Source organism: Streptomyces sp. NPDC058534 (assembly GCF_042717365.1).
Taxonomy (GTDB): Bacteria; Actinomycetota; Actinomycetes; order Streptomycetales; family Streptomycetaceae; genus Streptomyces.
The window spans coordinates 115,329-141,244 of the sequence record NZ_JBHXNW010000011.1 but is presented as its reverse complement, the minus strand read 5'-3'; the positions used below and the strand labels follow the sequence as shown (position 1 = coordinate 141,244).

Here is a 25,916-nt window from a genome sequence, read left to right as displayed (position 1 = left end):
GAAGCTCCATGCCCGACAACCTACGGACCCCGCACCACCAGCCCACCAGAATCAGTAGGAAACGCATTCAATGGGAGGAAACCTGGCCCGAAATTTTGCGGATCAACCACACATCTGATAAATAGCGTTGCTCGGCCTGTTTTAAGCGAAAGCCCCAACAGTTGAAGACCCTCGATGTCACCGGCCCCGTGGAGGTCTTCGCGGGCGCCGAGCGGCACACCCCGGGGACGTACCGCATCGGCACCGCCTCGCTGGACGGCGCTCCCGTGCGCACCTCCAGCGGTCTGACCGTCGTACCGGACCGGTCGCTCGTCGACGCACCGGACCCGGACACCCTCATCGTGCCCGGCGGGCAGGGCACCCGGAGTCCCGACCCCCGGCTGACCGACTGGCTGCGCGCACACGGACCGCACGTCCGGCGCCTGGTCTCCGTCTGCACCGGCGCCGCCCTGCTCGCCGGGGCGGGGCTCCTGGACGGCCGCCGCGCCACGACCCACTGGGCCTACTGCGACCGGCTCGCCCGCGAGCATCCGGCGGTGGACGTCGACCCCGACCCGATCTACGTCCGCGACGGCCACGTCGCCACGTCCGCCGGCGTCACCTCCGGCATCGACCTCGCCCTCGCCCTGGTGGAGGAGGACCTGGGCCGGGACGCCGCCCTGACCGTCGCCCGCCATCTGGTGGTGTTCCTGCGCCGCCCCGGCGACCAGGCCCAGTTCAGCGTCCAGCTCGCCGCCCAGACCGCGCGCCGGGAACCGCTGCGGGAACTCCAGCTGGGGGTCCCCCCACGCCCGCAAGGGCGTAGGGGGAGGATCACCGAACACCCCGGCGCCGATCGGGGCGTGGAGTCCCTCGCCGCCCGGGCCGGCCTCTCGCCGCGCCACTTCGCCCGCGCCTTCCGCGCGGAGACCGGCACGACGCCCGGCCGCTACGTCGACCGCATCCGGCTGGAACACGCCCGCCGGCTGCTGGAGGACACCGGCGACGGAGTCGAGCAGGTCTCCCGGGCCAGCGGCTACGGCACACCGGAGGCCATGCGCCGCGCCTTCGTCAAGGCCCTCGGCACCTCACCGGTGGAGTACCGCCGCCGGTTCCGTCCCGCGCCGGCCCACTGAGGCTCACCCGCACGCACCGGCACCCGCCTACCGACCGCGAATGGAACCCCGTGCAGATCGCCATCGTGCTCTTCGACCGCTTCACCGCCCTGGACGCCGTGGGCCCGTACGAGACCCTCGGCCGCCTCCCCGACGCGGAGACCGTCTTCGTCGCCGAACGGACCGGACCCGTCCGCACCGACACCGGAACCCTCGCGCTCACCGCCGACCGCACCCTGGCCGACGTACCGAGCCCCGACATCGTCGTCGTCCCCGGCGGACCGGGACAGACCCCGCAGATGGAGAACGAGACCCTCCTGGACTGGCTGCGTACCGCCGACGCCACCAGCACCTGGACCACGTCCGTGTGCACCGGCTCCCTGCTGCTGGCCGCCGCCGGGCTGCTGCGGGGGCGCCGCGCCACCTCGCACTGGCTGGCCCTGGACCACCTCGGGCGCTTCGGCGCCGAGCCGACCGGGGAGCGGGTGGTCACCGACGGCAAGTACGTCACCGCGGCCGGCGTCTCCGCCGGCATCGACATGGGTCTGACGCTGCTCGGCCGGATAGCCGGTGACGACCACGCGCGCGCGGTCCAGCTGATGACCGAGTACGACCCGCAGCCGCCCTACGACGCCGGGTCCCCGCAGAAGGCGCCCGCGCACCTCGTGGCGGAGTTCCGCGACCGGAGCCGGTTCATCCCGGCGTAGCGGCGCTCCAGCCGAAACGCGGCGGCCGGCGCTCCAGGAAGGCGGCGACCCCCTCGGCGGTGTCGCCGCTGCCGCGTGCCTGCTCGGCCCAGTGGGCGTCCCGGTCCGTGCGCCCGTTCGCGAACTCCTTCGCCGCGGCCTGCGTCAGCCGCGAGCGGGACGCCAGTACCCGGGTGAACTCCGCGACCCGCTTGCCGAGTTCGCCCTCCGGCAGCACCTCGTCGACCAGGCCGGTGCGCAGCGCCCGTGCCGCGTCGATCAACTCCCCGCTGAACAGCAGGTACTTCGCGGTGGCCGGGCCGGTCAGCGCGACCAGCCGCCGGGTCGAGGACGCCGCGTACACCACCCCGAGCTTGGCCGGGGTCACGCCGAACAGCGCCGACTCCTCGGCGATGCGCAGGTCGCAGGCGGCCGCCAGCTGGGCCCCGCCGCCGACGCAGTGACCGCGGATTGCCGCGAGCGTCGGCTTGGGGAACGCGGCGAGCGCCTCCTCGGCGAGCACGGCCAGCCGCTGCGCCGGCTCCGGCGACTCCCGCAGCGTCGCGATGTCGGCGCCCGCGCAGAACGTCGCCCCCTCACCGGTGAGCACCAGCACCCGCACGGCCGGATCCGCGGCCAGGTCGTCCAGCAGCGGTGGCAGCGCCCGCCACATCGCGGCCGTCATGGCGTTGCGCTTGGCCGGGTGGTGGACGACGACGGTGGCGACCGAGTCGGCGACCTCGTGCAGCAGCTGCGGCTCCATGGGCCGGATGCTATCCGGCGACTCTCCTGGTCCCAGCGGACGGGCAACCGGGGACAGGAACGGTCCCAGGATCGGACCGTGTCTTCCGCAGGCGGTCAGAACCGCTCGATACCTGCTGACTTGTGTTCAGTCCACCGGTGCGGAGCGACGCGTTACCAACACTCAGGGGTGTGGTGACTATCGAGCCCAAGGGTGGCGACCGGACGATGGACGAGACCGGGCCCGCCGGGCCGCTGCCGTACGAAGGGGTCTGGCGGTTCACCGCCCCCGCGGTGGACGCCTCCGTGCCGCAGGCCCGGCACGCCGTGCGGGACCTCCTGGTGCGCCAGGGCGTGCCGGTCTCCGACGACGTGACCCAGGCGCTGCTGCTGATCGTCTCGGAGCTGGTCACGAACGCGGTCCGGCACGCGGCGGTGCTGTCGCCGGTGGTCGCCGTGGAGGTCGCCGTCGGGCCCGAGTGGGTGCGGGTGGCGGTGGAGGACGACCACCCCTACCGCCCGACCGCCCTGGAGACCGACTACGGGCGGACGGGCGGGCGCGGGCTGCTGCTGGTCCGCGAGCTGACCCGGGAGGCGGGCGGAGCCTGCGACGTGGTCCACACGGCGACCGGCGGCAAGGTGATCTGGGCCGCGCTGCCGCTCAAGCACGCCCTGCCTTAGGTCTCACCAGCCGGCCGACGGGCCCGTCAGCTCGCGGACGGCCGGACGGGCGGCGTCCAGCACGGTCATGAACCACGCCGAGAAGGTGTCCCGCCCGTGCCGCTCGGACAGCTCGGCCGGCGAGACGAAGGACGTCCCGGCGACCTCCTCGGGGTCAGGCCGCGGCTCCGCCTGGACCAGGCCGACGAACAGGTGGTTGTACTCCTGCTCGACCAGCCCGGAGGCCGGGTCGGGGTGGTTGTAGCGCACCGTGCCGGCCTCGGCGAGCAGGGACGGCGAGACACCCAGCTCCTCGTACGTCCGCCGGGCCGCCGCCGCGAACGGCGCCTCTCCGGGATAGGGGTGACCGCAGCAGGTGTTGGACCACACACCGGGGGAGTGGTACTTGCCCAGCGCCCGCTGCTGGATCAGCAGCCGGCCGCGCTCGTCGAAGAGGAACACGGAGAAGGCGCGGTGCAGCTGCCCGGGGGGCTGGTGCGCGGAGAGCTTCTCCGCGGTGCCGATCGTCACGCCGTTCTCGTCGACCAGTTCCAGCAAAATCGCGTCTGCGGTGCCGTTCGACGAAGTGTGCGTCGCGGTGGCAGGAGTGATCGGCATACCCATCCTTCACATCGGTCCTCGCGCCCCAAGTGTGCCGTACGAATCCGGCACTCCCGGGACTTACCGGCGTACCCGCATGTCCCACGCGGCCGGCGCGCGGCGACGGGTGCCACCGGTGAGGACGCCGAGGAGGGGCCCGATGGGTGATCGTGCCCGGCGCCGCGGTCCGGGAACCGCCCGGGGCGTGACCGGGAGGGGCGGCACCGGGGCACCGGGAGTGACCGCACGGCGGACGGAGGCCCTCGACGGCGCGTCGCCCCGCGCACGCGCCCCCCGCGACCGGATGGCCTCCCGCGTCAGCACACCTTCAGTGCCGTGCCCTCAGTTCCGTGCCCTCAGCGCCGTGCCCTCAGTGGCACAGGCGCGCCTCGTGCTCGGCGTGCCCGCCGGGTTCCAGCTGGAAGGTGCAGTGCTCCACGTCGAAGTGGTCGCCGAGGCAGCCCTGCAACTCGTGCAGCATCTTCTCGTGGCCGATCGCGCTCAGCGTCTCGCCGCTCACCACCACGTGCGCCGACAGCACCGGCATGCCCGAGGTGATCGTCCAGGCGTGCAGGTCGTGCACGTCCTCGACGCCGTCCAGCGCCAGTATGTGGGCGCGCACCTCGCCGATGTCCACGCCCTTGGGAGCCGCCTCCAGGAGCACGTCCAGGGTCTCGCGCAGCAGCCGCAAAGTGCGCGGCACGATCATCAGACCGATGACCAGCGACGCGATCGGGTCGGCCGGCTGCCAGCCCGTGGCCAGGATCACCAGCGCCGAGACGATCACCGCCAGGGAGCCCAGTGCGTCGGCCGCCACCTCCAGGAAGGCGCCGCGCACGTTGAGGCTGTCCTTCTGGCCGCGCATCAGGAGCGACAGCGACACCACGTTCGCCACCAGGCCGATCGCGCCGAAGACGACGGTCAGCCCGCCCTGGGTGCCGGCGGGTGTGACGAACCGCTCGATCGCCTCGTACAGCACGTACCCGCCCACCCCGAGCAGCAGCAGACAGTTGGCCAGGGCGGCGAGGATCTCGGCGCGGGCGTAGCCGAAGGTGCGCCGGTCGCTGGCCGGCCGGCTCGCGAAGTGCACCGCCAGCAGCGCCATGCCGAGGCCCAGGGCGTCCGTCGCCATGTGCGCCGCGTCGGCGATCAGGGCCAGCGAGTCGGCCAGCACCCCGCCGACGATCTCGACGACCATGACGGTGAGGGTGATCCCCAGTGCCACCCGGAGCCTGCCGCGGTACGCGGCCGTCGCGGTCCCGCCGGCCGGCGCCCCGTGCGCGTGTCCGTGATCGTGCCCAGCCCCCATGAGAAAGCCGCCTCCCTGTCTGTCCGGCGTCCAGCGCCTGGCCTCCGGATCACAGTCAACTACGGGTAGGGGGTATCCGGCAACGCGGCACTGAACACCGTTGTCATGTGCCCTGACCTGCGTAAACGTTATGCAGGTCAGAGGGTGGGCGACACCCGGGGGCGCGTCTGCGCCAGTTGACCGAACGGTCGGCGCACGGGCCGCCCTGACCGTGCGCGAACGTCCGCGGACACTGGGCGATGTCCGTGATGCCCGGTCTGGGAGCGCGGTTTGTGAGCGGGGGCCCGGATCCACGATGATGATCGCGGCAAAGGCGGGTGCAAGCGGCGCCGACCGACTGTGAAACGGGCGGTGAACACGGCGTTCCCGGCATCCGATAGCCTCTGCCGACACGCCGCCCGGGTGCCGCCGGCACGGGCGTCCCACCATGCACAGGCCCGGCGTTCCAGGCACCGGGCACCAGGGAGTGAGTTCGGTTGCCGACCGCCATCCTCACCGGTCAGCCGGTCCCCGGTTCGTCGATCGAGAGCGAACTGCGGTCCCTGGGCTTCGACGTGCAGCACGCCTCCGGCGCCGCCGACACCGAGACCCTGCTGGCCCGCGTCCCGGCCGCGGAACGGGTCGCCGTGGTCGACGCCCGCTTCGTGGGCCACCCGCACGCCCTGCGCCTCGGCCTCACCGACCCCCGCTTCCCGCTCGCCGCCGTCCCGGGCGCGGTGACCGCCCGGCCCGACGGCCGGCAGGCCCTCACCCGGGCGATGGCCCGCGAGAACTCCGCGGGCGGCGGCACGGCTGGTGGGGGTGCCCCCGCGCGAGCGCAGCCGAGCGTGGGGGACGTCGACAGCCTCGCCGACCGGATCACCGCCGCCCTCGACGCCGACGGTGCCGCCGTGCACCGCCCCGAGCTGGGCAGCCTCGTCGCCGCCGTCCCCGCCGACCCGCAGGCCCGCAACGAGGCACGGCAGGCGGCCGCCGCCGTCGACGACGAGGCCGTACGCCTGAAGTCGGCGGTCAAGGCCCGTGACGGCTTCGTCACCACCTTCGCCATCAGCCCCTACTCCCGCTACATCGCCCGCTGGTGCGCCCGGCGCGGACTGACCCCCAACCAGGTCACCACCGCCTCGCTGCTCACCGCGCTCATAGCGGCCGGCTGCGCGGCCACCGGCACCCGCGGCGGCTTCGTCGCCGCCGGCGTCCTGCTGATCGCGTCCTTCGTCCTCGACTGCACCGACGGGCAGCTCGCCCGCTACTCCCTGCAGTACTCCACGCTCGGCGCCTGGCTGGACGCCACCTTCGACCGCGCCAAGGAGTACGCCTACTACGCGGGCCTCGCCCTCGGAGCCGCCCGCGGCGGCGACGACGTGTGGGCCCTCGCGCTCGGCGCGATGGTGCTCCAGACCTGCCGGCACGTCGTCGACTTCTCGTTCAACGAGGCGAATGCCGACAGCACGGCCGCCGCCGCCAACACCAGTCCCACCGCCGCCCTCTCCGACCGGCTCGACAGCGTCGGCTGGACGGTCTGGCTCCGCCGCATGATCGTCCTGCCCATCGGCGAGCGCTGGGCCATGATCGCCGTCCTGACCGCGGTCGCCACCCCCCGGATCACGTTCTACGCGCTGCTGATCGGCTGCGCCTTCGCCGCGACGTACACCACGGCGGGCCGGGTCCTGCGCTCGCTGACCCGGAAGGCGACCCGGACCGACCGGGCCGCGAAGGCGCTGGCCGACCTCGCCGACTCCGGGCCGCTCGCCGAGGCCGGCGCCAAGGGCCTCGCGAAGACCGCCCGCGGGCTGCCCGGCTTCACCGCTCCCGCGCTCGCCCTGCTCGGCGGCCTCGCCGTCGTCGCGACGGCCGCGTTCACCGACTTCGGCGGCCCCTGGCCGCTCCTCGGCGCGATCGTCTACGTGCTGACCGGTGCCCTGGCCGTCGCCCGCCCCCTCAAGGGCGCCCTCGACTGGCTCGTCCCGCCGTTCTTCCGGGCCGCCGAGTACGGCACCGTCCTGGTACTGGCGGCGAAAGCCGAAGTGAACGGGGCGCTTCCGGCGGCTTTCGGGCTGGTGGCCGCGGTCGCCTACCATCACTACGACACGGTCTACCGCATCCGTGGCGACGCGGGCGCGCCGCCGCAGTGGCTGGTGCGGACGACCGGGGGGCACGAGGGCCGCACGCTGGTGATCACCGTCCTGGCCGTGCTGCTCACCGCCACACAGTTCAAGGTCGCGCTCACGGTCCTCGCCGTGGCCGTGGCACTCGTGGTGCTCGTGGAGAGCATCCGCTTCTGGGTCGCCGCCCACAAGGTCGGCGCACCCGCCGTACACGACGAAGGAGAACCCGCATGATCGGCCTCGTGCTGGCGGCCGGCGCCGGACGCCGTCTGCGCCCCTACACCGACACCCTGCCCAAGGCACTGGTCCCGGTCGGCCCCGAGGGTGCGGAGGACAGCATCACGGTGCTGGACCTGACGCTGGCGAACTTCGCCGAGGTCGGCCTGACCGAGGTCGGGATCATCGTCGGCTACCGCAAGGAAGCCGTGTACGACCGCAAGGAGGCGCTGGAGCAGAAGTACGGCGTCAAGCTCACCCTCATCGACAACGACAAGGCCGAGGAGTGGAACAACGCCTACTCCCTGTGGTGCGGCCGTGACGCCCTCAAGGACGGCGTGATCCTCGCCAACGGCGACACCGTGCACCCGGTCTCCGTCGAGAAGACCCTGCTCGCCGCCCGCGGCGACGGCAAGAAGATCATCCTCGCCCTCGACACGGTGAAGAACCTCGCCGAGGAGGAGATGAAGGTCGTCGTCGACCCCGACAAGGGCGTCCAGCGCATCACCAAGCTGATGGACCCGGCCGAGGCGACCGGCGAGTACATCGGCGTCACCCTCATCGAGGGCGAGGCCGCCGTGGAGCTGGCCGACGCCCTGAAGACGACCTTCGAGCGCGACCCGCAGCTCTACTACGAGGACGGCTACCAGGAGCTGGTCAACCGCGGCTTCAAGGTCGACGTGGCGCCGATCGGCGACCTCAAGTGGGTCGAGATCGACAACCACGACGACCTCGCCAAGGGCAGGGAGATCGCGTGCCAGTACTGACGAGGCTCATCCCGTCGCCGGTCGTCGTGGACATCCGCGCGGGTGCCCTCGACGACCTGGGAGGTGTGCTCGCCGACGAGCGCATCTCCCACTCGGGCAAGCTCGCCGTAGCCGTCAGCGGCGGTTCCGGCGCCCGGCTGCGTGAGCGCGTCACTCCTTCCCTGCCCGGCGCCGACTGGTTCGAGGTCGGCGGCGGCACCCTGGACGACGCGATCAAACTGGCCGGCGCCATGAAGGGCGGCCACTACGACGCGGTCGTCGGCCTCGGCGGCGGCAAGATCATCGACTGTGCCAAGTTCGCCGCGGCGCGCATCGGCCTCCCGCTGGTCGCCGTGCCCACGAACCTCGCGCACGACGGTCTGTGCTCGCCGGTCGCCACCCTGGACAACGACGCGGGCCGCGGCTCCTACGGCGTGCCGAACCCGATCGCGGTCGTCATCGACCTGGACGTCATCCGCGCGGCCCCGGCCCGCTTCGTGCGCGCCGGCATCGGTGACGCCGTCTCCAACGTCTCCGCGATCGCGGACTGGGAGCTGGCCAACCGGGTCAAGGGGGAGCGGATCGACGGCCTGGCCGCCGCCATGGCCCGCCAGGCGGGCGAGGCCGTGCTCCGGCACCCGGGCGGCATCGGGGACAACGAGTTCCTCCAGGTGCTGGCCGAGGCGCTGGTGCTCAGCGGCATCGCCATGTCGGTGTCGGGCGACTCGCGGCCGTCCTCGGGCGCCTGCCACGAGATCAACCACGCCCTCGACCTGCTCTTCCCCACCCGCGCGGCCGCCCACGGCGAGCAGTGCGGACTGGGCGCGGCCTTCGCGATGTACCTGCGCGGGGCCCACGAGGAGTCCGCCCACATGGCCGAGGTGCTGCGCCGGCACGGGCTGCCGGTGCTGCCGGAGGAGATCGGCTTCACACCCCAGGAGTTCTTCCGGGCCGTGGAGTACGCCCCCCGGACCCGGCCCGGCCGCTACACGATCCTCGAGCACCTCGACCTGAAAACCGACCAGATCAAGGACCTGTACGCCGACTATGTCAAGGCCATCGGTAGCTGAACTACGTCCGGTCGTCCATCCCGCGGGGGTCAAGGACCGGCGCAGCGGTGAGCACTGGGCGGGACGCCTCTACATGCGCGAGGTCTCGCTGCGGATCGACCGCTACCTGGTGAACACCAGGATCACGCCCAACCAGCTCACGTACCTGATGACCGTCTGCGGCGTCCTGGCCGCCCCGGCCCTGCTGGTGCCGGGCATCTGGGGCGCCGTGCTCGGCGTCGTCGCGGTCCAGCTCTACCTGCTGCTGGACTGCGTCGACGGGGAGATCGCCCGCTGGCGCAAGCAGTACTCGCTCGGCGGCGTCTACCTGGACCGGGTCGGCGCCTACCTGACCGACGCCGCGGTCCTGGTCGGCCTCGGCCTGCGCGCCGCGGACGTGTTCGGCACCGGGCGGATCGACTGGCTGTGGGCCTTCCTCGGCACCCTGGCCGCGCTCGGCGCCATCCTGATCAAGGCGGAGACCGACCTCGTCGGCGTGGCCCGGCACCAGACCGGCAAGGCGCCGGTCGCGGAGGCCGCATCCGAGCCGCGCTCCTCCGGCATGGCGCTGGCCCGCCGGGCCGCCGGGGCGCTCAAGTTCCACCGGCTGATCCTCGGCATCGAGGCGTCCCTCCTGATCCTCGTCCTCGCGATCGTCGACGAGAGCCGCGGCGACCTGTTCTTCACCCGCCTCGGCACCGCCGTACTCGCCGGCATCGCGCTGCTGCAGACCCTGCTGCACCTGGTGTCCATCCTCGCCTCCAGCAGGCTGAAGTGAGCGGGCCCATGAAGGTCGGCGCCGTCGTCATCACGATGGGCAACCGCCCCGAGGAGCTGCGGGCCCTGCTCGACTCGGTCGCGGGGCAGGACGGCGACCCGGTCCAGGTCGTCGTCGTCGGCAACGGCTCGCCCGTCCCGGAGGTGCCGGACGGCGTGCGCACCGTCGAGCTGCCCGAGAACCTGGGCATCCCCGGCGGCCGCAACGTCGGCATCGAGGCCTTCGGACCGGGCGGGAGCGACGTCGACATCCTGCTCTTCCTCGACGACGACGGCCTGCTCGCCCGCGCCGACACCGCCGAGCTGTGCCGCGAGGCGTTCGCGGCCGACGACGGGCTGGGCATCATCAGCTTCCGCATCGCCGACCCGGACACCGGCGAGACCCAGCGTCGGCACGTCCCCCGGCTGCGCGCCTCCGACCCGATGCGCTCCTCCCGGGTGACCACCTTCCTCGGCGGCGCCAACGCCGTGCGCACCCGCGTCCTCACGCAGGTCGGCGGTCTCCCGGACGCGTTCTTCTACGCCCACGAGGAGACCGACCTGGCCTGGCGGGCGCTCGACGCGGGCTGGATGATCGACTACCGGTCCGACATGGTGCTCAACCACCCCACGACCGCCCCGTCCCGGCACGCGGTCTACCACCGTATGGTCGCCCGCAACCGCGTCTGGCTCGCCCGCCGCAACCTCCCCGCGCTCCTGGTCCCGGTCTACCTGGGCGTCTGGATGCTGCTCACCCTGCTGCGCCGCCCGTCGCGACCTGCGCTGAAGGCCTGGTTCGGCGGTTTCCGGGAAGGCTGGGCGACCCCGTGCGGTCCCCGCCGGCCCATGCGGTGGCGTACGGTGTGGCGCCTGACCCGGCTGGGCCGCCCTCCGGTGATCTGACAAGCTCGTACCCGAGCGTCCCGGCCCCGACCGGGGCCAACAGGTCCGTGCCAGGCCCGCGCGGCCGAGCATTCCGAAGACGAAAGTATCCACCAGTGAGTGAGACAACGCACGACGGCACGGTCGCCATGACCAAGCCCGTGGCGCCCGACGAGGGCCTCGCACCGGCCCGGCTCGCCGCCAAGTACGGGCTGTCCGTGAGCGGTGCCCGGCCGTCCCTCGTGGAGTACGTCCGTCAGCTCTGGGGCCGACGGCACTTCATCCTCGCCTTCTCCCAGGCGAAGCTGACCGCCCAGTACAGCCAGGCCAAGCTCGGCCAGCTGTGGCAGGTGGCCACCCCGCTGCTCAACGCGCTCGTCTACTTCCTGATCTTCGGCCTGATCCTGAACGCGGGCAAGGGCATGCCGAAGGACGTGTACATCCCGTTCCTGGTGACGGGTGTGTTCGTCTTCACCTTCACCCAGTCCTCGGCCATGGCGGGCGTACGCGCGATCTCCGGCAACCTCGGCCTGGTGCGCGCGCTGCACTTCCCGCGCGCCTCGCTCCCCATCTCGTTCGCGCTGCAGCAGCTCCAGCAGCTGCTGGCCTCGATGATCGTGATGTTCGCGGTGGTGATCGGGTTCGGCAGCTACCCGTCGCTGTCCTGGCTGCTGGTGGTGCCGGCGCTCGTCCTGCAGTTCCTCTTCAACGTGGGCCTGGCGCTGATCGTGGCCCGCATGGGGGCCAAGACCCCGGACCTGGCCCAGCTGATGCCGTTCATCATGCGGACCTGGATGTACGCGTCGGGCGTCATGTTCTCCATCCCGATCATGCTGGAGCAGCACCCGTCCTGGATCTCGGACGTCCTCCAGTGGAACCCCGCCGCCATCTACATGGACCTGATCCGCTTCGCGCTCATCGACGGGTACGGCTCCGAGAACCTGCCGCCGCACGTGTGGGCGGTCGGGCTCGGCTGGGCCGTGGCCCTCGCCGTGGGCGGCTTCGTGTACTTCTGGAAGGCGGAGGAGAGGTACGGCCGTGGCTGAGCAGCAGCAGGGCGAGCGGGTGCCGACGGTCATCGCGGACGAACTGCACATCGTCTACCGGGTCAACGGCGCCAAGACCGGCAAGGGCAGCGCGACCGCCGCCCTGAGCAGGATCATCAAGCGAGGCTCCGACGACGCGGCACGGGGCGTGCGCAAGGTGCACGCCGTGCGGGGCGTCTCCTTCACCGCCTACCGGGGCGAGGCCATCGGCCTCATCGGTTCCAACGGGTCCGGCAAGTCGACCCTGCTGCGGGCCATCGCCGGCCTGCTGCCCGCCGAGCGCGGCAAGGTCTACACGGACGGCCAGCCCTCGCTGCTCGGCGTGAACGCGGCCCTGATGAACGACCTGACCGGTGAGCGGAACATCATCCTCGGCGGCCTGGCCATGGGCATGACCCGTGAGCAGATCAAGGAGCGCTACCAGGACATCGTCGACTTCTCCGGGATCAACGAGAAGGGCGACTTCATCACCCTGCCGATGCGCACGTACTCCTCCGGCATGTCCGCCCGCCTGCGCTTCTCCATCGCCGCCGCCAAGGACCACGACGTCCTGATGATCGACGAGGCGCTGGCCACCGGTGACCGCAAGTTCCAGACCCGCTCCGAGGAGCGCATCCGGGAGCTGAAGAAGGAAGCGGGCACCGTCTTCCTGGTCAGCCACAACAACAAGTCCATCCGCGATACCTGCAACCGCGTCCTGTGGCTGGAGCGCGGCGAACTGCGCATGGACGGCCCGACGGACGAGGTGCTCAAGGAGTACGAGAAGTTCACGGGCAAGTAGGCCGACACGCCGGGGCCTCGCCGGGACGGTTCCGGCGAGGCCCCCGCATGTGCAAAGGAACCGTCAACTCCTGGCGTTCTCAGGAATCTTGAAGTGAATCGGTGTGTTGTTGTGATGCGCCGAGCACCCCGGCGGAAGTCCGTGAGTTGTACAACGTAAGCTGGACCGGTCCTGAATCGCGGCACATGGGGCGATAATGCCCGACACCCTCCAGCGGGCCTGCCGCGCGGGCCGCCGGGGCGGCGTGTCCGAAATAGTGTGTATTCGGTCGGCAGTGTAGAACGGGAGATGTGACGGCAATGGCTACGGAAACTCCCCAGCTCCCCGAAGCGTGCGCCGTCGACGCGGAGCGCGGCACCCTGGCCAAGGCCGCCGACGAGAACTTCCCCGTGGCCCCCTTCTTCCTGCCGCGCGACTGGCGCACCGACCTGATGGCCGTGTACGGCTTCGCCCGCCTCGTCGACGACATCGGCGACGGCGACCTCGCCCCGGGCGGCGCCGACGCCCGCCTCCTCGGCGTCCCCGACGACCGCGCCGACGACCGGGTGCTGATGCTGGACGCATTCGAGGAGGACCTGTACCGGGTCTTCGACGGCACCCCCCGCCACCCGCTGCTGCGCCGTCTGCGGCCCACCGTCCGCCGCCGCTCGCTGACCCCCGCGCCCTTCCTCGGTCTGATCGCCGCCAACCGCCAGGACCAGCTCGTACGGCGGTACGAGACCTACGACGACCTCCTCGCCTACTGCGAGCTGTCCGCCAACCCGGTCGGCCACCTCGTCCTCGCCGTCACCGGCACCGCGACGCCCGAGCGGATCCGCCGCTCCGACGCCGTCTGCACCGCCCTGCAGATCGTCGAGCACCTCCAGGACGTCGCCGAGGACCTCGGCCGGGACCGGATCTACCTGCCCGCCGAGGACATGAGGCGCTTCCACGTCCAGGAGGCGGACCTCGCCGCGCCCACCGCCGACGCGTCGGTGCGCGCCCTGCTCGCGTACGAGGCCCGGCGCGCCCACGACCTGCTGGACGAGGGCGCCCCCCTGGTGAGCAGCGTCCACGGCAGGCTGCGCCTGCTGCTCGCGGGGTTCGTGGCGGGGGGAAGGGCCGCACTGCGGGCGATCGCCGACGCGGATCACGACGTACTGCCCGGCCCGCCCAAGCCCGGCAAGCTCCGGTTGCTGCGCGAGGCGGGCCTGGCCCTGCGAGGAGAGGGGTGATCGGGACCGTGGACTCGTCAGCGAACATGCCGGCGCCGGTGCTCGCCGCCTACAGCTACTGCGAGGCCGTCACCGGTCAGCAGGCACGCAACTTCGCCTACGGCATCCGGCTGCTGCCCACGCCGAAGCGGCGGGCGATGTCGGCGCTGTACGCGTTCTCGCGCCGCGTCGACGACATCGGTGACGGGGCGCTGGCCGACGACGTCAAGGTCGCCCGGCTGGACGAGACCCGGGCGGTGCTCGCCCGGATCCACGACGGCGCGGTCGACGAGGACGACACCGACCCGGTCGCCGTCGCCCTCGCCCACGCCGCGCGCGCCTTCCCGATCCCGCTCGGCGGCCTCGACGAGCTGATCGACGGCGTCCAGATGGACGTACGCGGCGAGACCTACGAGACCTGGGACGACCTGCGGACCTACTGCCGCTGTGTCGCGGGCGCCATCGGACGCCTCTCCCTCGGCGTGTTCGGCACCGAACCGGGGGCGCACGGAGCCGACCGCGCGCCCGAGTACGCCGACACGCTCGGCCTCGCACTCCAGCTCACCAACATCCTGCGGGACGTCCGCGAAGACGCCGAGGGCGGACGCACCTACCTGCCCGCCGACGACCTCGCCAAGTTCGGCTGCTCGGCCGGGTTCAACGGGCCGACGCCCCCCGCGGGCTCCGACTTCGCGGGCCTCGTGCACTTCGAGGTGCGCCGGGCCCGCGCCCTCTTCGCCGAGGGCTACCGGCTGCTCCCCATGCTCGACCGGCGCAGCGGAGCCTGCGTGGCCGCCATGGCCGGCATCTACCGCCGGCTCCTCGACCGCATCGAGCGCGACCCGGAGGCCGTGCTGCGCGGCCGCGTCTCGCTCCCCGGCCGCGAGAAGGCGTACGTCGCCGTGCGCGGCCTGTCCGGCCTTGACACCCGGCACGTCACCCGCCGGGCCGTCAGGAGGCGCGCCTGATGGACACACCCGGCACACGCGACACGCCGGCCCCGGATCGGACCACCGCCGTGCACCGGCGGGCAACCCTCCGGTGGCGGTCGGCGTCCCTGACTGAGACGGTCGGCCGTACGCCGTTCAAACACCACGGCGACCGGACCGGGAAGGGCGCACGATGACGCACGCCAACGGCACGCGTGACGGGGGGCAGGTCGCGGACGTCACCGCCCTCCGTCCCGGCGCGCACGCCGTGGTGGTCGGCGGCGGCCTCGCCGGGGTGAGTTCCGCCCTCGCGCTCGCCGACGCCGGCGTGCGGGTCACCCTGCTCGAAGGACGGCCCCGTCTGGGCGGGCTCGCCTTCTCGTTCCGGCGCGGCGACCTCACCGTCGACAACGGCCAGCACGTCTACCTGCGCTGCTGCACCGCCTACCGCTGGCTCCTCGACCGCATCGACGGAGCCGCGCTCGCTCCCGTGCAGGACCGCCTCGACGTGCCCGTCCTCGACCTGGCCCGGCCCGAGGGCAGACGGCTCGGCAGACTGCGCCGCGACGCGCTGCCCGTCCCCCTGCATCTGGGGCGCAGCCTCGCGACGTACCCCCATCTCTCCCTCACCGAGCGCGCCGGGGTCGGGCGGGCCGCGCTCGCGCTCAAGGGGCTCGACCTCGCCGATCCGGCCCTGGACACCCAGGACTTCGGCAGCTGGCTGACCGCGCACGGTCAGTCGGCGCGTGCCGTCGAGGCCCTGTGGGACCTGGTCGGGGTCGCCACCCTCAACGCGGTCGCGCGCGACGCCTCACTGGGGCTCGCCGCGATGGTGTTCAAGACCGGCCTGCTGTCCGACCCGGGCGCGGCCGACATCGGCTGGGCCCACGTCCCGCTGGGTGAGCTGCACGACCGGCTGGCCCGCAGGGCGCTCGACTCCGCGGGCGTGCGTACCGAGGTCCGTACCCGCGTCACCTCCCTCCATGTGAACGAGAACGGGGGCTGGAGCGTTCAGGTTCCCGACGAGACGCTCGACGCCGACGCGGTCGTCCTCGCCGTACCGCAGCGCGAGGCGCACGACCTGCTGCCGGACGGCGCCCTCGACGCCCCGGAGAACCTGCTGGAGATCGGCACCGCGCCGATCCTCAACATCCACGTGATCTACGACCGCAAGGTGCTCGCCGCGCCGTTCCTGACGGCGCTCGGCACCCCGGTCCAGTGGGTGTTCGACCGTACCGAGGCCTCCGGGCTGAAGGAGGGTCAGTACCTGGCGCTGTCGCAGTCGACCGCGCAGCACGAGATCGACGAGCCCGTGGCCACGTTGCGCGAGCGGTACCTGCCCGAACTGGAGCGGCTGCTGCCGCGCAGCCGCGGTGCCGAGGTGACGGACTTCTTCGTGACCAGGGAGCGCACCGCGACGTTCGCCCCCGCCCCCGGCGTCGGCCGCCTCCGGCCCGGCGCCCGCACCAAGGCACCCGGCCTCTACCTGGCCGGAGCGTGGACCGCCACCGGGTGGCCCGCGACCATGGAGAGTGCGGTTCGCAGCGGTGTCGGAGCGGCGGGCGCCGCTCTCGGCGCCCTGGGCCGGTCCCGCGGACTCCTTCCCGATTTCTTCGAGGAGGCGGCATGAGAGCCGACCCGCGCGGGGCCGGCTCCCGCACTCCCGGTACCGCAACTGGAGGAAAGACTGTGCCCACTGTGCCCCCCGGCCCGAAGGCCGCTCCGAGGACCACGGTGGACGTGACCGCGCTGCTGGAGCGCGGCCGGACCCTGGCCACGCCGGTCCTGCGGGCGGCCGTCGACCGCCTCGCACCTCCCATGGACACCGTCGCCGCCTATCACTTCGGCTGGATCGACGCCCAGGGCAACCCCGCGGACGGCGACGGCGGCAAGGCCGTCCGCCCCGCGCTCGCCGTGCTCTCCGCCGAGGTCACCGGCGCGGCCCCCGAGGTCGGCGTGCCCGGCGCGGTGGCCGTGGAACTGGTGCACAACTTCTCCCTGCTGCACGACGACCTGATGGACGGCGACGAGCAGCGCCGCCACCGTGACACCGTCTGGAAGGTGCACGGCCCCGCCCAGGCCATCCTGGTCGGCGACGCCCTCTTCGCCCTCGCCAACGAGGTGCTGCTCGAACTGGGCACCGTCGAGGCCGGCCGCGCCACCCGCCGCCTCACCAGCGCCACCCGCGCCCTGATCGACGGTCAGGCCCAGGACATCTCCTACGAGCACCGCGACCGCGTCAGCGTCGAGGAGTGCCTGGAGATGGAGGGCAACAAGACCGGCGCCCTGCTCGCCTCCGCCAGCTCCATCGGCGCGGTGCTCGGCGGCGCCGACGAGCACACCGCGGACACCCTGGAGAAGTACGGCTACCACCTGGGCCTCGCCTTCCAGGCCGTCGACGACCTGCTCGGCATCTGGGGCGACCCGGAGGCGACCGGCAAGCAGACCTGGAGCGACCTGCGCCAGCGCAAGAAGTCCCTCCCCGTCGTCGCCGCCCTCGCGGCGGGCGGCCCGGCCTCCGAACGGCTCGGCGAGATCCTCGCGGCCGACGCCAAGGCCAGTGACTTCGCGAACTTCTCCGAGGAGGAGTTCGCGGCCCGCGCCGCCCTCATCGAGGAGGCGGGCGGGCGCGAGTGGACCGCCGACGAGGCGCGCCGCCAGCACACCATCGCCATCGAAGCCCTCGACGCCGTCGACATGCCCGAGCGGGTGCGGGACCGGTTCGCGGCGCTCGCCGACTTCGTCGTCGTACGAAAGAGATGATCACTATCGGCCGAATAGCCCTCGCGTAGTCGCCGGCCGGTGTCCTCGACGGACAGGCACCGGCCGACGGCGGACCCAAGCAGAGCCCCCGATTCCCACTGCACGAAGGGGAAGCCATGACAGCGACGACCGACGGAAGCACCGGGGCGGCCCTGAAGCCCCTCGCGCCCTCGGCCAGCGAAACCGACATCACCGTCCCCGCCGCGGCGGCCGGGGTACCGGAAGCCGCCGCCCGCGCCACCCGGCGCGCCACGGACTTCCTGCTCTCCCGGCAGGACGCCCAGGGCTGGTGGAAGGGCGACCTCGAAACCAACGTCACGATGGACGCCGAGGACCTGCTGCTGCGTCAGTTCCTCGGCATCCAGGACGAGGAGACCACCCGCGCCGCCGCGCTGTTCATCCGCGGCGAGCAGCGCGAGGACGGCGCCTGGGCCACCTTCTACGGCGGCCCCGGCGACCTGTCCGCCACCATCGAGGCCTACGTCGCCCTCCGCCTGGCCGGCGACGCCCCCGACGCGCCGCACATGGCGAAGGCGTCGGAGTGGGTCCGGGGCCGCGGCGGCATCGCGGCCTCCCGCGTCTTCACCCGGATCTGGCTCGCCCTGTTCGGCTGGTGGAAGTGGGACGACCTGCCGGAACTCCCGCCGGAACTCATCTACTTCCCCACCTGGGTACCGCTCAACATCTACGACTTCGGCTGCTGGGCCCGGCAGACCATCGTGCCGCTCACGATCGTCTCGGCGAAGCGGCCGGTGCGTCCCGCCCCCTTCCCGCTGGACGAACTGCACACCGACCCCGCCCTGCCCAGCCCCCCGCGGCCCCTGGCCCCGGCGGCGAGCTGGGACGGCGCCTTCCAGCGCCTCGACAAGGCGCTGCACACCTACCGCAAGGTCGCCCCGCGCCGGCTGCGCCGGGCCGCCATGAACACCGCCGCCCGCTGGATCATCGAGCGCCAGGAGAACGACGGATGCTGGGGCGGCATCCAGCCGCCGGCCGTGTACTCGGTCATCGCGCTGTACCTGCTCGGCTACGACCTCGAACACCCCGTGATGCGCGCCGGCCTGGAGTCGCTGGACCGTTTCGCCGTGTGGCGCGAGGACGGCGCCCGGATGATCGAAGCCTGCCAGTCCCCGGTGTGGGACACCTGCCTGGCCACCATCGCGCTGGCCGACGCGGGGGTGCCCGCCGACCACCCGCAGCTGGTGAAGGCCGCCGACTGGATGCTCGGCGAGCAGATCGTCCGCCCCGGCGACTGGTCGGTGAAGCGGCCCGGACTCCCGCCCGGCGGCTGGGCCTTCGAGTTCCACAACGACAACTACCCCGACATCGACGACACCGCAGAGGTGGTCCTCGCGCTGCGCCGGGTCAGCCACCACGACCCGGAACGGGTGGAGAAGGCCATCGGCCGCGGGGTGCGCTGGAACCTCGGCATGCAGTCGAAGAACGGTGCCTGGGGCGCGTTCGACGTCGACAACACCAGCTCCTTCCCCAACCGGCTGCCGTTCTGCGACTTCGGCGAGGTCATCGACCCGCCGTCGGCGGACGTCACCGCGCACGTCGTCGAGAGCCTCGCCGTCGAGGGGCTCGCCCACGACCCGCGCACCCGGCGCGGCATCCAGTGGCTCCTCGCCGAACAGGAGCAGGACGGCTCGTGGTTCGGCCGCTGGGGCGTCAACTACGTCTACGGCACCGGCTCCGTCGTCCCCGCCCTCACCGCCGCCGGGATCCCCGCCTCGCACCCGGCGATCCGCCGCGCGGTGATCTGGCTGGAGTCCGTCCAGAACGACGACGGCGGCTGGGGCGAGGACCTGCGCTCCTACCGGTACGTCAGGGAGTGGAGCGGCCGGGGCGCCTCGACCGCGTCGCAGACGGCGTGGGCGCTGATGGCCCTGCTCGCGGCGGGGGAGCGGGAGTCCGGCGCGGTGGAACGCGGCGTCGCGTGGCTCGCCGCCACCCAGCGCGAGGACGGCTCCTGGGACGAGCCGTACTTCACCGGCACCGGCTTCCCCTGGGACTTCTCCATCAACTACCACCTCTACCGGCAGGTCTTCCCGCTCACCGCGCTCGGCCGGTACGTCCACGGGGAGCCCTTCGCCGAGAAGCCACGCCCGGCCCCGGTGGCCGAGCGGCCCGCGGACGCGACGTCCACGGCCGAGGTGAAGGGCGGCTGATGAACCCGCGGCCCGGCCCGTCCCCGCTGCTGATCGCCTGCGCGCTCGGCATCGAGCACCTCGCCCTGCGCACCGGCGACCGCGGTGGCGCGGGCGGGCCGGTCATCGTCCTGCGCACCGGCATGGGACGCAGGGCGGCCGAGCGCTCGGTCGCCCGCGTCCTGGCCGACCCGGCGCTCGGCTCCGCCGCCGTGCTCGCCACGGGTTTCTGCGCGGGACTCGCCCCCGGCATGCACCCCGGCGACCTGGTCGTCGCCGAGGAGACCCGGGACCCGCGCTCCACCGTCGCCTGTGTCGGCACCGACCGGCTCGTCAAGGAACTCGCGCGCGCCGTGCCGGGGCGCACCGTCCACACCGGGCCGCTGACCGGCTCGGACCACGTCGTCCGCGGCCCCGAACGCGCCGACCTGCTCGCGACCGGCGCGATCGCCGTCGACATGGAGTCCGCCGCCACGCTCCTGAGCGCCGTACGGACCGGCGAGCGCCCCGTTGCGGCCGTTCGTGTGGTCGTGGACGCTCCAGAACACGAACTCGTCCGGATCGGCACGGTGCGCGGTGGAATATCAGCCTTCCGCGTTCTTCGATCCGTTCTTCCCGCATTTTTCGAATGGCACCGTTCTTTGCTGCTCCCCCGGAGGTGAGCCCAGATGGCCATGCCGCTGCGCCAGTCCGTCAAGGTCGCTACATACCTGGCCGAACAGAAGATCCGCCGACGGGACAAGTTCCCGCTCATCGTGGAACTGGAGCCGCTTTTCGCCTGCAACCTGAAGTGCGAGGGGTGCGGGAAGATCCAGCACCCGGCCGGGGTGCTCAAGCAGCGCATGCCGGTCGCGCAGGCCGTCGGGGCCGTGCTCGAGTCGGGAGCGCCGATGGTCTCCATCGCCGGCGGCGAACCCCTGATGCACCCGCAGATCGACGAGATCGTGCGGCAGTTGGTGGCCAAGCGGAAGTACGTCTTCCTGTGCACCAACGCGCTGCTCATGCGCAAGAAGATGGACAAGTTCAAGCCCTCTCCCTACTTCGCCTTCGCGGTGCACATCGACGGCCTGCGCGAGCGGCACGACGAGTCCGTGGCGAAGGAGGGCGTGTTCGACGAGGCCGTGGAGGCCATCAAGGAGGCCAAGCGGCTCGGCTTCCGGGTCACCACCAACTCGACCTTCTTCAACACCGACACCCCGCAGACCATCGTCGAGGTGCTCAACTTCCTCAACGACGACCTCAAGGTCGACGAGATGATGATCTCGCCCGCCTACGCCTACGAGAAGGCGCCCGACCAGGAGCACTTCCTGGGCGTGGAGCAGACCCGCGAGCTGTTCAAGAAGGCCTTCTCGGGCGGCAACCGGGCCCGCTGGCGGCTCAACCACTCCCCGCTGTTCCTCGACTTCCTGGAGGGCAAGGTCGACTTCCCCTGCACCGCCTGGGCGATCCCGAACTACTCCCTCTTCGGCTGGCAGCGCCCCTGCTACCTGATGAGCGACGGATACGTGCCCACGTACCGGGAGCTGATCGAGGACACCGACTGGGACAAGTACGGCCGCGGCAAGGACCCGCGCTGCGCCAACTGCATGGCGCACTGCGGCTACGAACCGACCGCCGTCCTGGCCACCATGGGGTCCCTCAAGGAGTCCCTGCGCGCCATGCGCGAGACCGTCTCCTCGAACCGGGAGTGACGTCGTGACCGCCATCTCCCTGGGCGTCCCCGAGGTACCGGTCCGGCCGATCGCCGAGCGGCGCGTGTCGCGGCGGATCCAGGTCGGGCCGGTGGCCGTCGGGGGCGGGGCCCCGGTGTCCGTGCAGTCGATGACGACGACCCGTACGTCGGACATCGGCGCGACGCTCCAGCAGATCGCCGAGCTGACCGCGTCCGGCTGCGAGATCGTCCGTGTGGCCTGCCCCACCCAGGACGACGCGGACGCCCTCTCGGTGATCGCGCGGAAGTCGCAGATCCCGGTGATCGCCGACATCCACTTCCAGCCCAAGTACGTGTTCGCCGCGATCGAGGCGGGCTGCGCGGCGGTCCGCGTCAACCCGGGCAACATCAAGCAGTTCGACGACAAGGTCAGGGAGATCGCCAAGGCGGCGAAGGACCACGGCACGCCGATCCGCATCGGCGTGAACGCGGGCTCCCTGGACCGCCGCCTGCTCCAGAAGTACGGCAAGGCCACCCCCGAGGCGCTGGCCGAGTCCGCCCTGTGGGAGGCGTCGCTCTTCGAGGAGCACGACTTCCGCGACATCAAGATCTCGGTGAAGCACAACGACCCGGTCGTGATGGTCGAGGCCTACCGGCAGCTCGCCGCCCAGTGCGACTACCCCCTCCACCTCGGCGTGACCGAGGCCGGCCCCGCCTTCCAGGGCACCATCAAGTCGGCCGTCGCCTTCGGCGCCCTGCTCTCCCAGGGCATCGGCGACACCATCCGCGTCTCCCTCTCCGCCCCGCCGGTCGAGGAGATCAAGGTCGGCATCCAGATCCTCCAGTCGCTGGGGCTGCGGGAACGCCGGCTGGAGATCGTCTCGTGCCCGTCCTGCGGCCGCGCCCAGGTCGACGTCTACAAGCTGGCCGAGGAGGTCACCGCCGGTCTTGAGGGCATGGAGGTCCCGCTGCGCGTCGCCGTCATGGGCTGCGTCGTCAACGGCCCCGGCGAGGCCCGCGAGGCCGACCTCGGCGTCGCCTCCGGCAACGGCAAGGGCCAGATCTTCGTCAAGGGCGAGGTCATCAAGACCGTCCCCGAGTCGAAGATCGTGGAGACCCTCATCGAAGAGGCGATGAGGATGGCCGAGCAGATGGAGAAGGACGGCGCGTCGGGGGAGCCGGCCGTCACCGTGAGCTGAACAGCACGGACCGAAGGGGGCCCGAGCGTGACGATTCTGGAGAACATCCGGGGACCACGCGACCTGAAGGCGCTGTCCGAGGCGGAACTCGGTGAACTGTCCGACGAGATACGTGACTTCCTGGTGCACGCGGTCGCCCGCACCGGCGGTCACCTCGGACCCAACCTGGGGGTGGTGGAACTCACCGTCGCCCTGCACCGGGTCTTCGAGTCGCCGGCCGACCGCATCCTGTGGGACACCGGCCACCAGAGCTACGTACACAAACTCCTGACCGGACGTCAGGACTTCTCGAAACTGCGCGGCAAGGGCGGCCTGTCCGGCTACCCGTCCCGCGAGGAGTCCGAGCACGACGTCATCGAGAACAGCCACGCCTCCACCGTGCTCGGCTGGGCCGACGGCCTCGCCAAGGCCCGTGACGTGCAGGGAGAGCGCGGCCACGTCGTCGCCGTCATCGGCGACGGCGCGCTCACCGGCGGCATGGCCTGGGAGGCCCTGAACAACATCGCGGCCGCCAGGGACCGGCCGCTGATCGTCGTGGTCAACGACAACGAACGCTCGTACGCGCCGACCATCGGCGGCCTCGCCAACCACCTCGCGACGCTGCGCACGACCGACGGCTACGAGCGGATGCTGGCCTGGGGCAAGGACGTGCTCCAGCGCACGCCGGTGGTCGGCCACCCCGTCTACGGGGCCCTGCACGGCGCCAAGAAAGGGTTCAAGGACGCCTTCGCCCCGCAGGGGCTCTTCGAGGACCTGGGGCTGAAGTACCTCGGCCCGATCGACGGACACGACCTCGGGGCCGTCGAGTCGGCGCTGCGGCGCGCGAAACGCTTCCACGGGCCGGTGCTGGTGCACTGCCTCACGGAGAAGGGCCGGGGCTACGAACCCGCCCTGCGCGACGAGGAGGACCACTTCCACACCGTCGGCGCGATGGACCCGCTCACCTGCGCACCGCTCAGCCCCGCGGGCGGGCCGTCCTGGACCTCCGTGTTCGGCGAGGAGATCGTGCGGATCGGTGCGGAGCGCGACGACGTCGTGGCGATCACCGCGGCCATGCTGCACCCGGTCGGCCTGGCACCCTTCGCCGAACGGTTCCCCGACCGGGTCTGGGACGTCGGTATCGCCGAACAGCACGCCGCCGTGTCCGCCGCCGGCCTCGCCACGGGCGGACTCCACCCGGTCGTCGCCGTCTACGCCACCTTCCTCAACCGCGCCTTCGACCAACTGCTGATGGACGTGGCCCTGCACCGCTGCGGGGTCACCTTCGTACTGGACCGGGCCGGCGTCACCGGCGCCGACGGGCCCTCGCACAACGGCATGTGGGACATGTCCGTCCTCCAGGTCGTCCCCGGGCTGCGCATCGCCGCCCCGCGCGACGCCGACCAGTTGCGTGCCCAGCTGCGCGAGGCGGTCGCCGTCGACGACGCGCCGACCCTGCTGCGCTTCCCGAAGGAGTCCGTCGGCCCCGCCGTACCCGCCGTCGGCCGGGTCGGCGGCATGGACGTCCTGCACGCCGCGGACCGGCCCGAGGTGCTGCTGGTGGCCGTCGGTGTGATGGCCACCGTCTGTCTCGGGGCCGCGGAACTGCTCGAAGCGCGCGGCATCGGATGCACCGTCGTCGACCCGCGCTGGGTCAAACCCGTCGACCCGGAGCTGACCCCGCTGGCCCTCCGGCACCGCCTGGTCGCCGTCGTCGAGGACAACAGCAGGGCGGCCGGTGTCGGTTCGGCGGTGGCACTGGCGCTCGGCGACGCCGATGCCGACGTGCCCGTACGCCGCTTCGGCATCCCCGACCAGTTCCTCGCGCACGCCAAGCGCGCCGAGGTGCTCGCGGACATCGGCCTCACCCCGGTCGACATCGCCGGCCGGATCAGCGCGAGCCTGGCCGTCGGGCGGCGAGCGGTGGAACCGTCCGCGAACGGACGGAACGTCATGTCAGCGCAAGGAGAGAACTGAATGACCAAGGAGTTCGACCTCGCCGCGCTCTTGGCCGAGCGCGGAGCCGAGCGGTACGAGCTGCACGCCAGGCACCTCAACCACCAGCTGCCGCGCATGCTGCACACCATCGGCTTCGACAAGGTCTACGAGCGGGCTGAGGGCGCGCACTTCTGGGACGCCGACGGCAACGACTACCTGGACATGCTCGCCGGGTTCGCGGTGATGGGCCTGGGGCGCCACCACCCGGTCGTCCGCAAGGCGCTGCACGACGTCCTGGACGCCTCGCTGGCCGACCTGACCCGCTTCGACTGCCCGCCGCTGCCCGGGCTCCTGGCCGAGAAGCTGCTCTCCTACAGCCCGCACCTGGACCGGGTCTTCTTCGGCAACAGCGGGACCGAGGCGGTGGAGACCGCGCTGAAGTTCGCCCGGTACGCGACCGGCAGGCCGAGGATCCTGTACTGCACCCACGCCTTCCACGGACTGACCACCGGCTCGCTCTCCGTCAACGGCGAGGACGGGTTCCGCAAGGGCTTCGCGCCGCTGCTGCCCGACACCGCGGTCCCGCTCGGCGACCTGGACGCCCTGGCGCGCGAACTGCGGCAGGGAGACGTGGCGGCGCTCATCGTGGAGCCGATCCAGGGCAAGGGCGTGCACGAGGCCCCGCCCGGCTACCTGCGGGCCGCGCAGGACCTGCTGCACCGGCACAAGGCACTGCTGATCGCCGACGAGGTGCAGACGGGCCTGGGCCGGACCGGGAAGTTCTACGCCTTCCAGCACGAGGACGGCGTCGAGCCCGACCTCGTCTGCGTGGCCAAGGCGCTGTCCGGCGGCTACGTGCCGGTGGGGGCCACCCTGGGCAAGGACTGGATCTTCCAGAAGGTGTACTCCTCGATGGACCGCGTGCAGGTCCACTCGGCGAGCTTCGGGTCCAACGCGCAGGCCATGGCGGCCGGGCTCGCCGTGCTGTCGGTGATGGAGAACGAGGAGATCGTGGCGAACGCCGCCGCGGTGGGGGAGCGGCTGAAGTCCCGGCTGGTGGCGCTGGTGGACCGCTACGAGCTGCTCGCCGACGTCCGCGGCCGCGGGCTGATGATCGGCATCGAGTTCGGCCGGCCCCGGTCCCTGAAGCTGCGCAGCCGCTGGACCATGCTCCAGGCCGCCCGGAAGGGCCTGTTCGCGCAGATGGTGGTGGTGCCGCTGCTGCAGCGGCACCGGATCCTCACCCAGGTCTCCGGCGACCACCTGGAGGTGATCAAGCTGATCCCGCCGCTGATCATCGACACCGCGGACGCGGACCGGTTCGTCGACGCGTTCACCGAGGTGATGGACGACGCGCACAATGGCGGCGGCCTGATGTGGGACTTCGGCAAGACCCTGGTCAAGCAGGCGGTGGCGCACCGCTGAGCCGACCCAACGGGCCCT

The 25,916-nt window shown here is 72.1% G+C and carries 24 protein-coding genes; 21 read left to right on the top strand and 3 right to left on the bottom strand.

All coding sequences use genetic code 11. The features are described from left to right. The first annotated feature begins 161 nt into the window (after positions 1-161). Both ACFWR9_RS09585 and ACFWR9_RS09580 read left to right on the top strand, forming a co-directional pair. Positions 162-1,115, top strand: coding sequence for a GlxA family transcriptional regulator (locus ACFWR9_RS09585; protein WP_383838124.1), 954 nt, complete (start codon positions 162-164; stop codon positions 1,113-1,115). 50 nt (positions 1,116-1,165) lie between these two features. After that, the gene (locus ACFWR9_RS09580) at positions 1,166-1,801 is read left to right on the top strand and encodes a DJ-1/PfpI family protein (protein ID WP_383838120.1); all 636 of its coding nucleotides are present in this window, start codon (positions 1,166-1,168) and stop codon (positions 1,799-1,801) included. Here the strand turns inward: ACFWR9_RS09580 and ACFWR9_RS09575 are convergent. Continuing rightward, complete coding sequence (locus tag ACFWR9_RS09575) at positions 1,788-2,543, bottom strand: enoyl-CoA hydratase/isomerase family protein (RefSeq protein WP_383838117.1); 756 nt, start codon at positions 2,541-2,543, stop codon at positions 1,788-1,790. The genes ACFWR9_RS09580 and ACFWR9_RS09575 overlap by 14 nt on opposite strands. Before the next feature lie 206 nt (positions 2,544-2,749). On the opposite strand from ACFWR9_RS09575, the gene ACFWR9_RS09570 reads away from it, so the two are divergent. Next, positions 2,750-3,202, top strand: coding sequence for an ATP-binding protein (locus ACFWR9_RS09570; RefSeq protein ID WP_383838146.1), 453 nt, complete (start codon positions 2,750-2,752; stop codon positions 3,200-3,202). Between the two features lie 3 nt (positions 3,203-3,205). Here ACFWR9_RS09570 and idi read toward each other — a convergent pair whose 3' ends face one another. Beyond that, positions 3,206-3,799, bottom strand: coding sequence for an isopentenyl-diphosphate Delta-isomerase (gene idi / locus ACFWR9_RS09565; protein ID WP_383838114.1), 594 nt, complete (start codon positions 3,797-3,799; stop codon positions 3,206-3,208). 352 nt (positions 3,800-4,151) lie between these two features. Continuing rightward, positions 4,152-5,090, bottom strand: coding sequence for a cation diffusion facilitator family transporter (locus ACFWR9_RS09560; RefSeq protein ID WP_383838111.1), 939 nt, complete (start codon positions 5,088-5,090; stop codon positions 4,152-4,154). Between the two features lie 476 nt (positions 5,091-5,566). Between ACFWR9_RS09560 and ACFWR9_RS09555 the strand changes: the two genes are divergently transcribed. The 18 genes from ACFWR9_RS09555 to ACFWR9_RS09470 all read left to right on the top strand — a co-directional run bounded on the left by ACFWR9_RS09555 (position 5,567) and on the right by ACFWR9_RS09470 (position 25,898). Further along, positions 5,567-7,429, top strand: coding sequence for a DUF5941 domain-containing protein (locus ACFWR9_RS09555; protein WP_383838108.1), 1,863 nt, complete (start codon positions 5,567-5,569; stop codon positions 7,427-7,429). Beyond that, complete coding sequence (locus tag ACFWR9_RS09550) at positions 7,426-8,178, top strand: sugar phosphate nucleotidyltransferase (protein WP_383838106.1); 753 nt, start codon at positions 7,426-7,428, stop codon at positions 8,176-8,178. Before ACFWR9_RS09555 ends, ACFWR9_RS09550 begins: the two co-directional genes overlap by 4 nt. Continuing rightward, positions 8,166-9,227, top strand: a complete 1,062-nt coding sequence (locus tag ACFWR9_RS09545; RefSeq protein WP_383838103.1) for an iron-containing alcohol dehydrogenase family protein — start codon at positions 8,166-8,168, stop codon at positions 9,225-9,227. Before ACFWR9_RS09550 ends, ACFWR9_RS09545 begins: the two co-directional genes overlap by 13 nt. Beyond that, entirely contained in the window at positions 9,205-9,984 is a 780-nt protein-coding gene (locus ACFWR9_RS09540) for a CDP-alcohol phosphatidyltransferase family protein (RefSeq protein ID WP_383838100.1), read from the top strand. The genes ACFWR9_RS09545 and ACFWR9_RS09540 overlap by 23 nt, the downstream gene beginning before the upstream one ends. 8 nt (positions 9,985-9,992) lie before the next feature. Further along, positions 9,993-10,865, top strand: coding sequence for a glycosyltransferase family 2 protein (locus ACFWR9_RS09535; protein WP_383838143.1), 873 nt, complete (start codon positions 9,993-9,995; stop codon positions 10,863-10,865). 95 nt (positions 10,866-10,960) lie between these two features. Continuing rightward, entirely contained in the window at positions 10,961-11,890 is a 930-nt protein-coding gene (locus ACFWR9_RS09530; protein ID WP_383838097.1) for an ABC transporter permease, read from the top strand. Beyond that, a complete protein-coding gene (locus ACFWR9_RS09525) occupies positions 11,883-12,671 on the top strand; it encodes an ABC transporter ATP-binding protein (RefSeq protein WP_383838094.1) in 789 nt (262 codons plus the stop codon). Before ACFWR9_RS09530 ends, ACFWR9_RS09525 begins: the two co-directional genes overlap by 8 nt. 299 nt (positions 12,672-12,970) lie before the next feature. Then, entirely contained in the window at positions 12,971-13,885 is a 915-nt protein-coding gene (gene hpnC / locus ACFWR9_RS09520; RefSeq protein ID WP_383838091.1) for a squalene synthase HpnC, read from the top strand. Next, positions 13,882-14,832, top strand: coding sequence for a presqualene diphosphate synthase HpnD (gene hpnD / locus ACFWR9_RS09515; RefSeq protein ID WP_383838088.1), 951 nt, complete (start codon positions 13,882-13,884; stop codon positions 14,830-14,832). The genes hpnC and hpnD overlap by 4 nt, the downstream gene beginning before the upstream one ends. Further along, a complete protein-coding gene (locus ACFWR9_RS09510) occupies positions 14,832-14,990 on the top strand; it encodes a DUF6380 family protein (protein WP_383838086.1) in 159 nt (52 codons plus the stop codon). The genes hpnD and ACFWR9_RS09510 overlap by 1 nt, the downstream gene beginning before the upstream one ends. Then, positions 14,987-16,423 carry a hydroxysqualene dehydroxylase HpnE gene (hpnE, locus tag ACFWR9_RS09505; protein WP_383838083.1) on the top strand — a complete coding sequence of 479 codons (1,437 nt, stop codon included), beginning with the start codon at positions 14,987-14,989 and terminating at the stop codon, positions 16,421-16,423. Before ACFWR9_RS09510 ends, hpnE begins: the two co-directional genes overlap by 4 nt. 68 nt (positions 16,424-16,491) lie before the next feature. Then, positions 16,492-17,556, top strand: a complete 1,065-nt coding sequence (locus ACFWR9_RS09500) for a polyprenyl synthetase family protein (RefSeq protein ID WP_383838140.1) — start codon at positions 16,492-16,494, stop codon at positions 17,554-17,556. Between the two features lie 116 nt (positions 17,557-17,672). Continuing rightward, positions 17,673-19,727 carry a squalene--hopene cyclase gene (shc, locus tag ACFWR9_RS09495; RefSeq protein WP_383838080.1) on the top strand — a complete coding sequence of 685 codons (2,055 nt, stop codon included), beginning with the start codon at positions 17,673-17,675 and terminating at the stop codon, positions 19,725-19,727. Then, a complete protein-coding gene (locus tag ACFWR9_RS09490; protein WP_383838078.1) occupies positions 19,727-20,368 on the top strand; it encodes a 1-hydroxy-2-methyl-2-butenyl 4-diphosphate reductase in 642 nt (213 codons plus the stop codon). The genes shc and ACFWR9_RS09490 overlap by 1 nt, the downstream gene beginning before the upstream one ends. A gap of 6 nt (positions 20,369-20,374) precedes the next feature. Beyond that, a complete protein-coding gene (hpnH, locus tag ACFWR9_RS09485) occupies positions 20,375-21,397 on the top strand; it encodes an adenosyl-hopene transferase HpnH (RefSeq protein ID WP_383838075.1) in 1,023 nt (340 codons plus the stop codon). 4 nt (positions 21,398-21,401) lie between these two features. Next, a complete protein-coding gene (gene ispG, locus ACFWR9_RS09480; RefSeq protein WP_383838072.1) occupies positions 21,402-22,556 on the top strand; it encodes a flavodoxin-dependent (E)-4-hydroxy-3-methylbut-2-enyl-diphosphate synthase in 1,155 nt (384 codons plus the stop codon). Positions 22,557-22,583: 27 nt separating this feature from the next. After that, complete coding sequence (dxs, locus tag ACFWR9_RS09475; RefSeq protein WP_383838069.1) at positions 22,584-24,512, top strand: 1-deoxy-D-xylulose-5-phosphate synthase; 1,929 nt, start codon at positions 22,584-22,586, stop codon at positions 24,510-24,512. After that, positions 24,513-25,898 (top strand): aspartate aminotransferase family protein, encoded by a 1,386-nt coding sequence (locus ACFWR9_RS09470; protein ID WP_383838066.1) that lies wholly within the window; start codon positions 24,513-24,515, stop codon positions 25,896-25,898. Positions 25,899-25,916: the final 18 nt, after the last annotated feature.

Coding starts and splice junctions, on each gene's coding strand:
- ACFWR9_RS09575 (WP_383838117.1), bottom strand. CDS start 2,543: ATGGAGCCGCAGCTGCTGCACGAGGTCGCCGACTCGGTCGCCACCGTC.
- ACFWR9_RS09570 (WP_383838146.1), top strand. CDS start 2,750: ATGGACGAGACCGGGCCCGCCGGGCCGCTGCCGTACGAAGGGGTCTGG.
- idi (WP_383838114.1), bottom strand. CDS start 3,799: ATGCCGATCACTCCTGCCACCGCGACGCACACTTCGTCGAACGGCACC.
- ACFWR9_RS09560 (WP_383838111.1), bottom strand. CDS start 5,090: ATGGGGGCTGGGCACGATCACGGACACGCGCACGGGGCGCCGGCCGGC.
- ACFWR9_RS09550 (WP_383838106.1), top strand. CDS start 7,426: ATGATCGGCCTCGTGCTGGCGGCCGGCGCCGGACGCCGTCTGCGCCCC.
- ACFWR9_RS09540 (WP_383838100.1), top strand. CDS start 9,205: ATGTCAAGGCCATCGGTAGCTGAACTACGTCCGGTCGTCCATCCCGCG.
- ACFWR9_RS09535 (WP_383838143.1), top strand. CDS start 9,993: ATGAAGGTCGGCGCCGTCGTCATCACGATGGGCAACCGCCCCGAGGAG.
- hpnC (WP_383838091.1), top strand. CDS start 12,971: ATGGCTACGGAAACTCCCCAGCTCCCCGAAGCGTGCGCCGTCGACGCG.
- ACFWR9_RS09510 (WP_383838086.1), top strand. CDS start 14,832: ATGGACACACCCGGCACACGCGACACGCCGGCCCCGGATCGGACCACC.
- hpnE (WP_383838083.1), top strand. CDS start 14,987: ATGACGCACGCCAACGGCACGCGTGACGGGGGGCAGGTCGCGGACGTC.
- shc (WP_383838080.1), top strand. CDS start 17,673: ATGACAGCGACGACCGACGGAAGCACCGGGGCGGCCCTGAAGCCCCTC.
- ACFWR9_RS09490 (WP_383838078.1), top strand. CDS start 19,727: ATGAACCCGCGGCCCGGCCCGTCCCCGCTGCTGATCGCCTGCGCGCTC.
- hpnH (WP_383838075.1), top strand. CDS start 20,375: ATGGCCATGCCGCTGCGCCAGTCCGTCAAGGTCGCTACATACCTGGCC.
- ACFWR9_RS09470 (WP_383838066.1), top strand. CDS start 24,513: ATGACCAAGGAGTTCGACCTCGCCGCGCTCTTGGCCGAGCGCGGAGCC.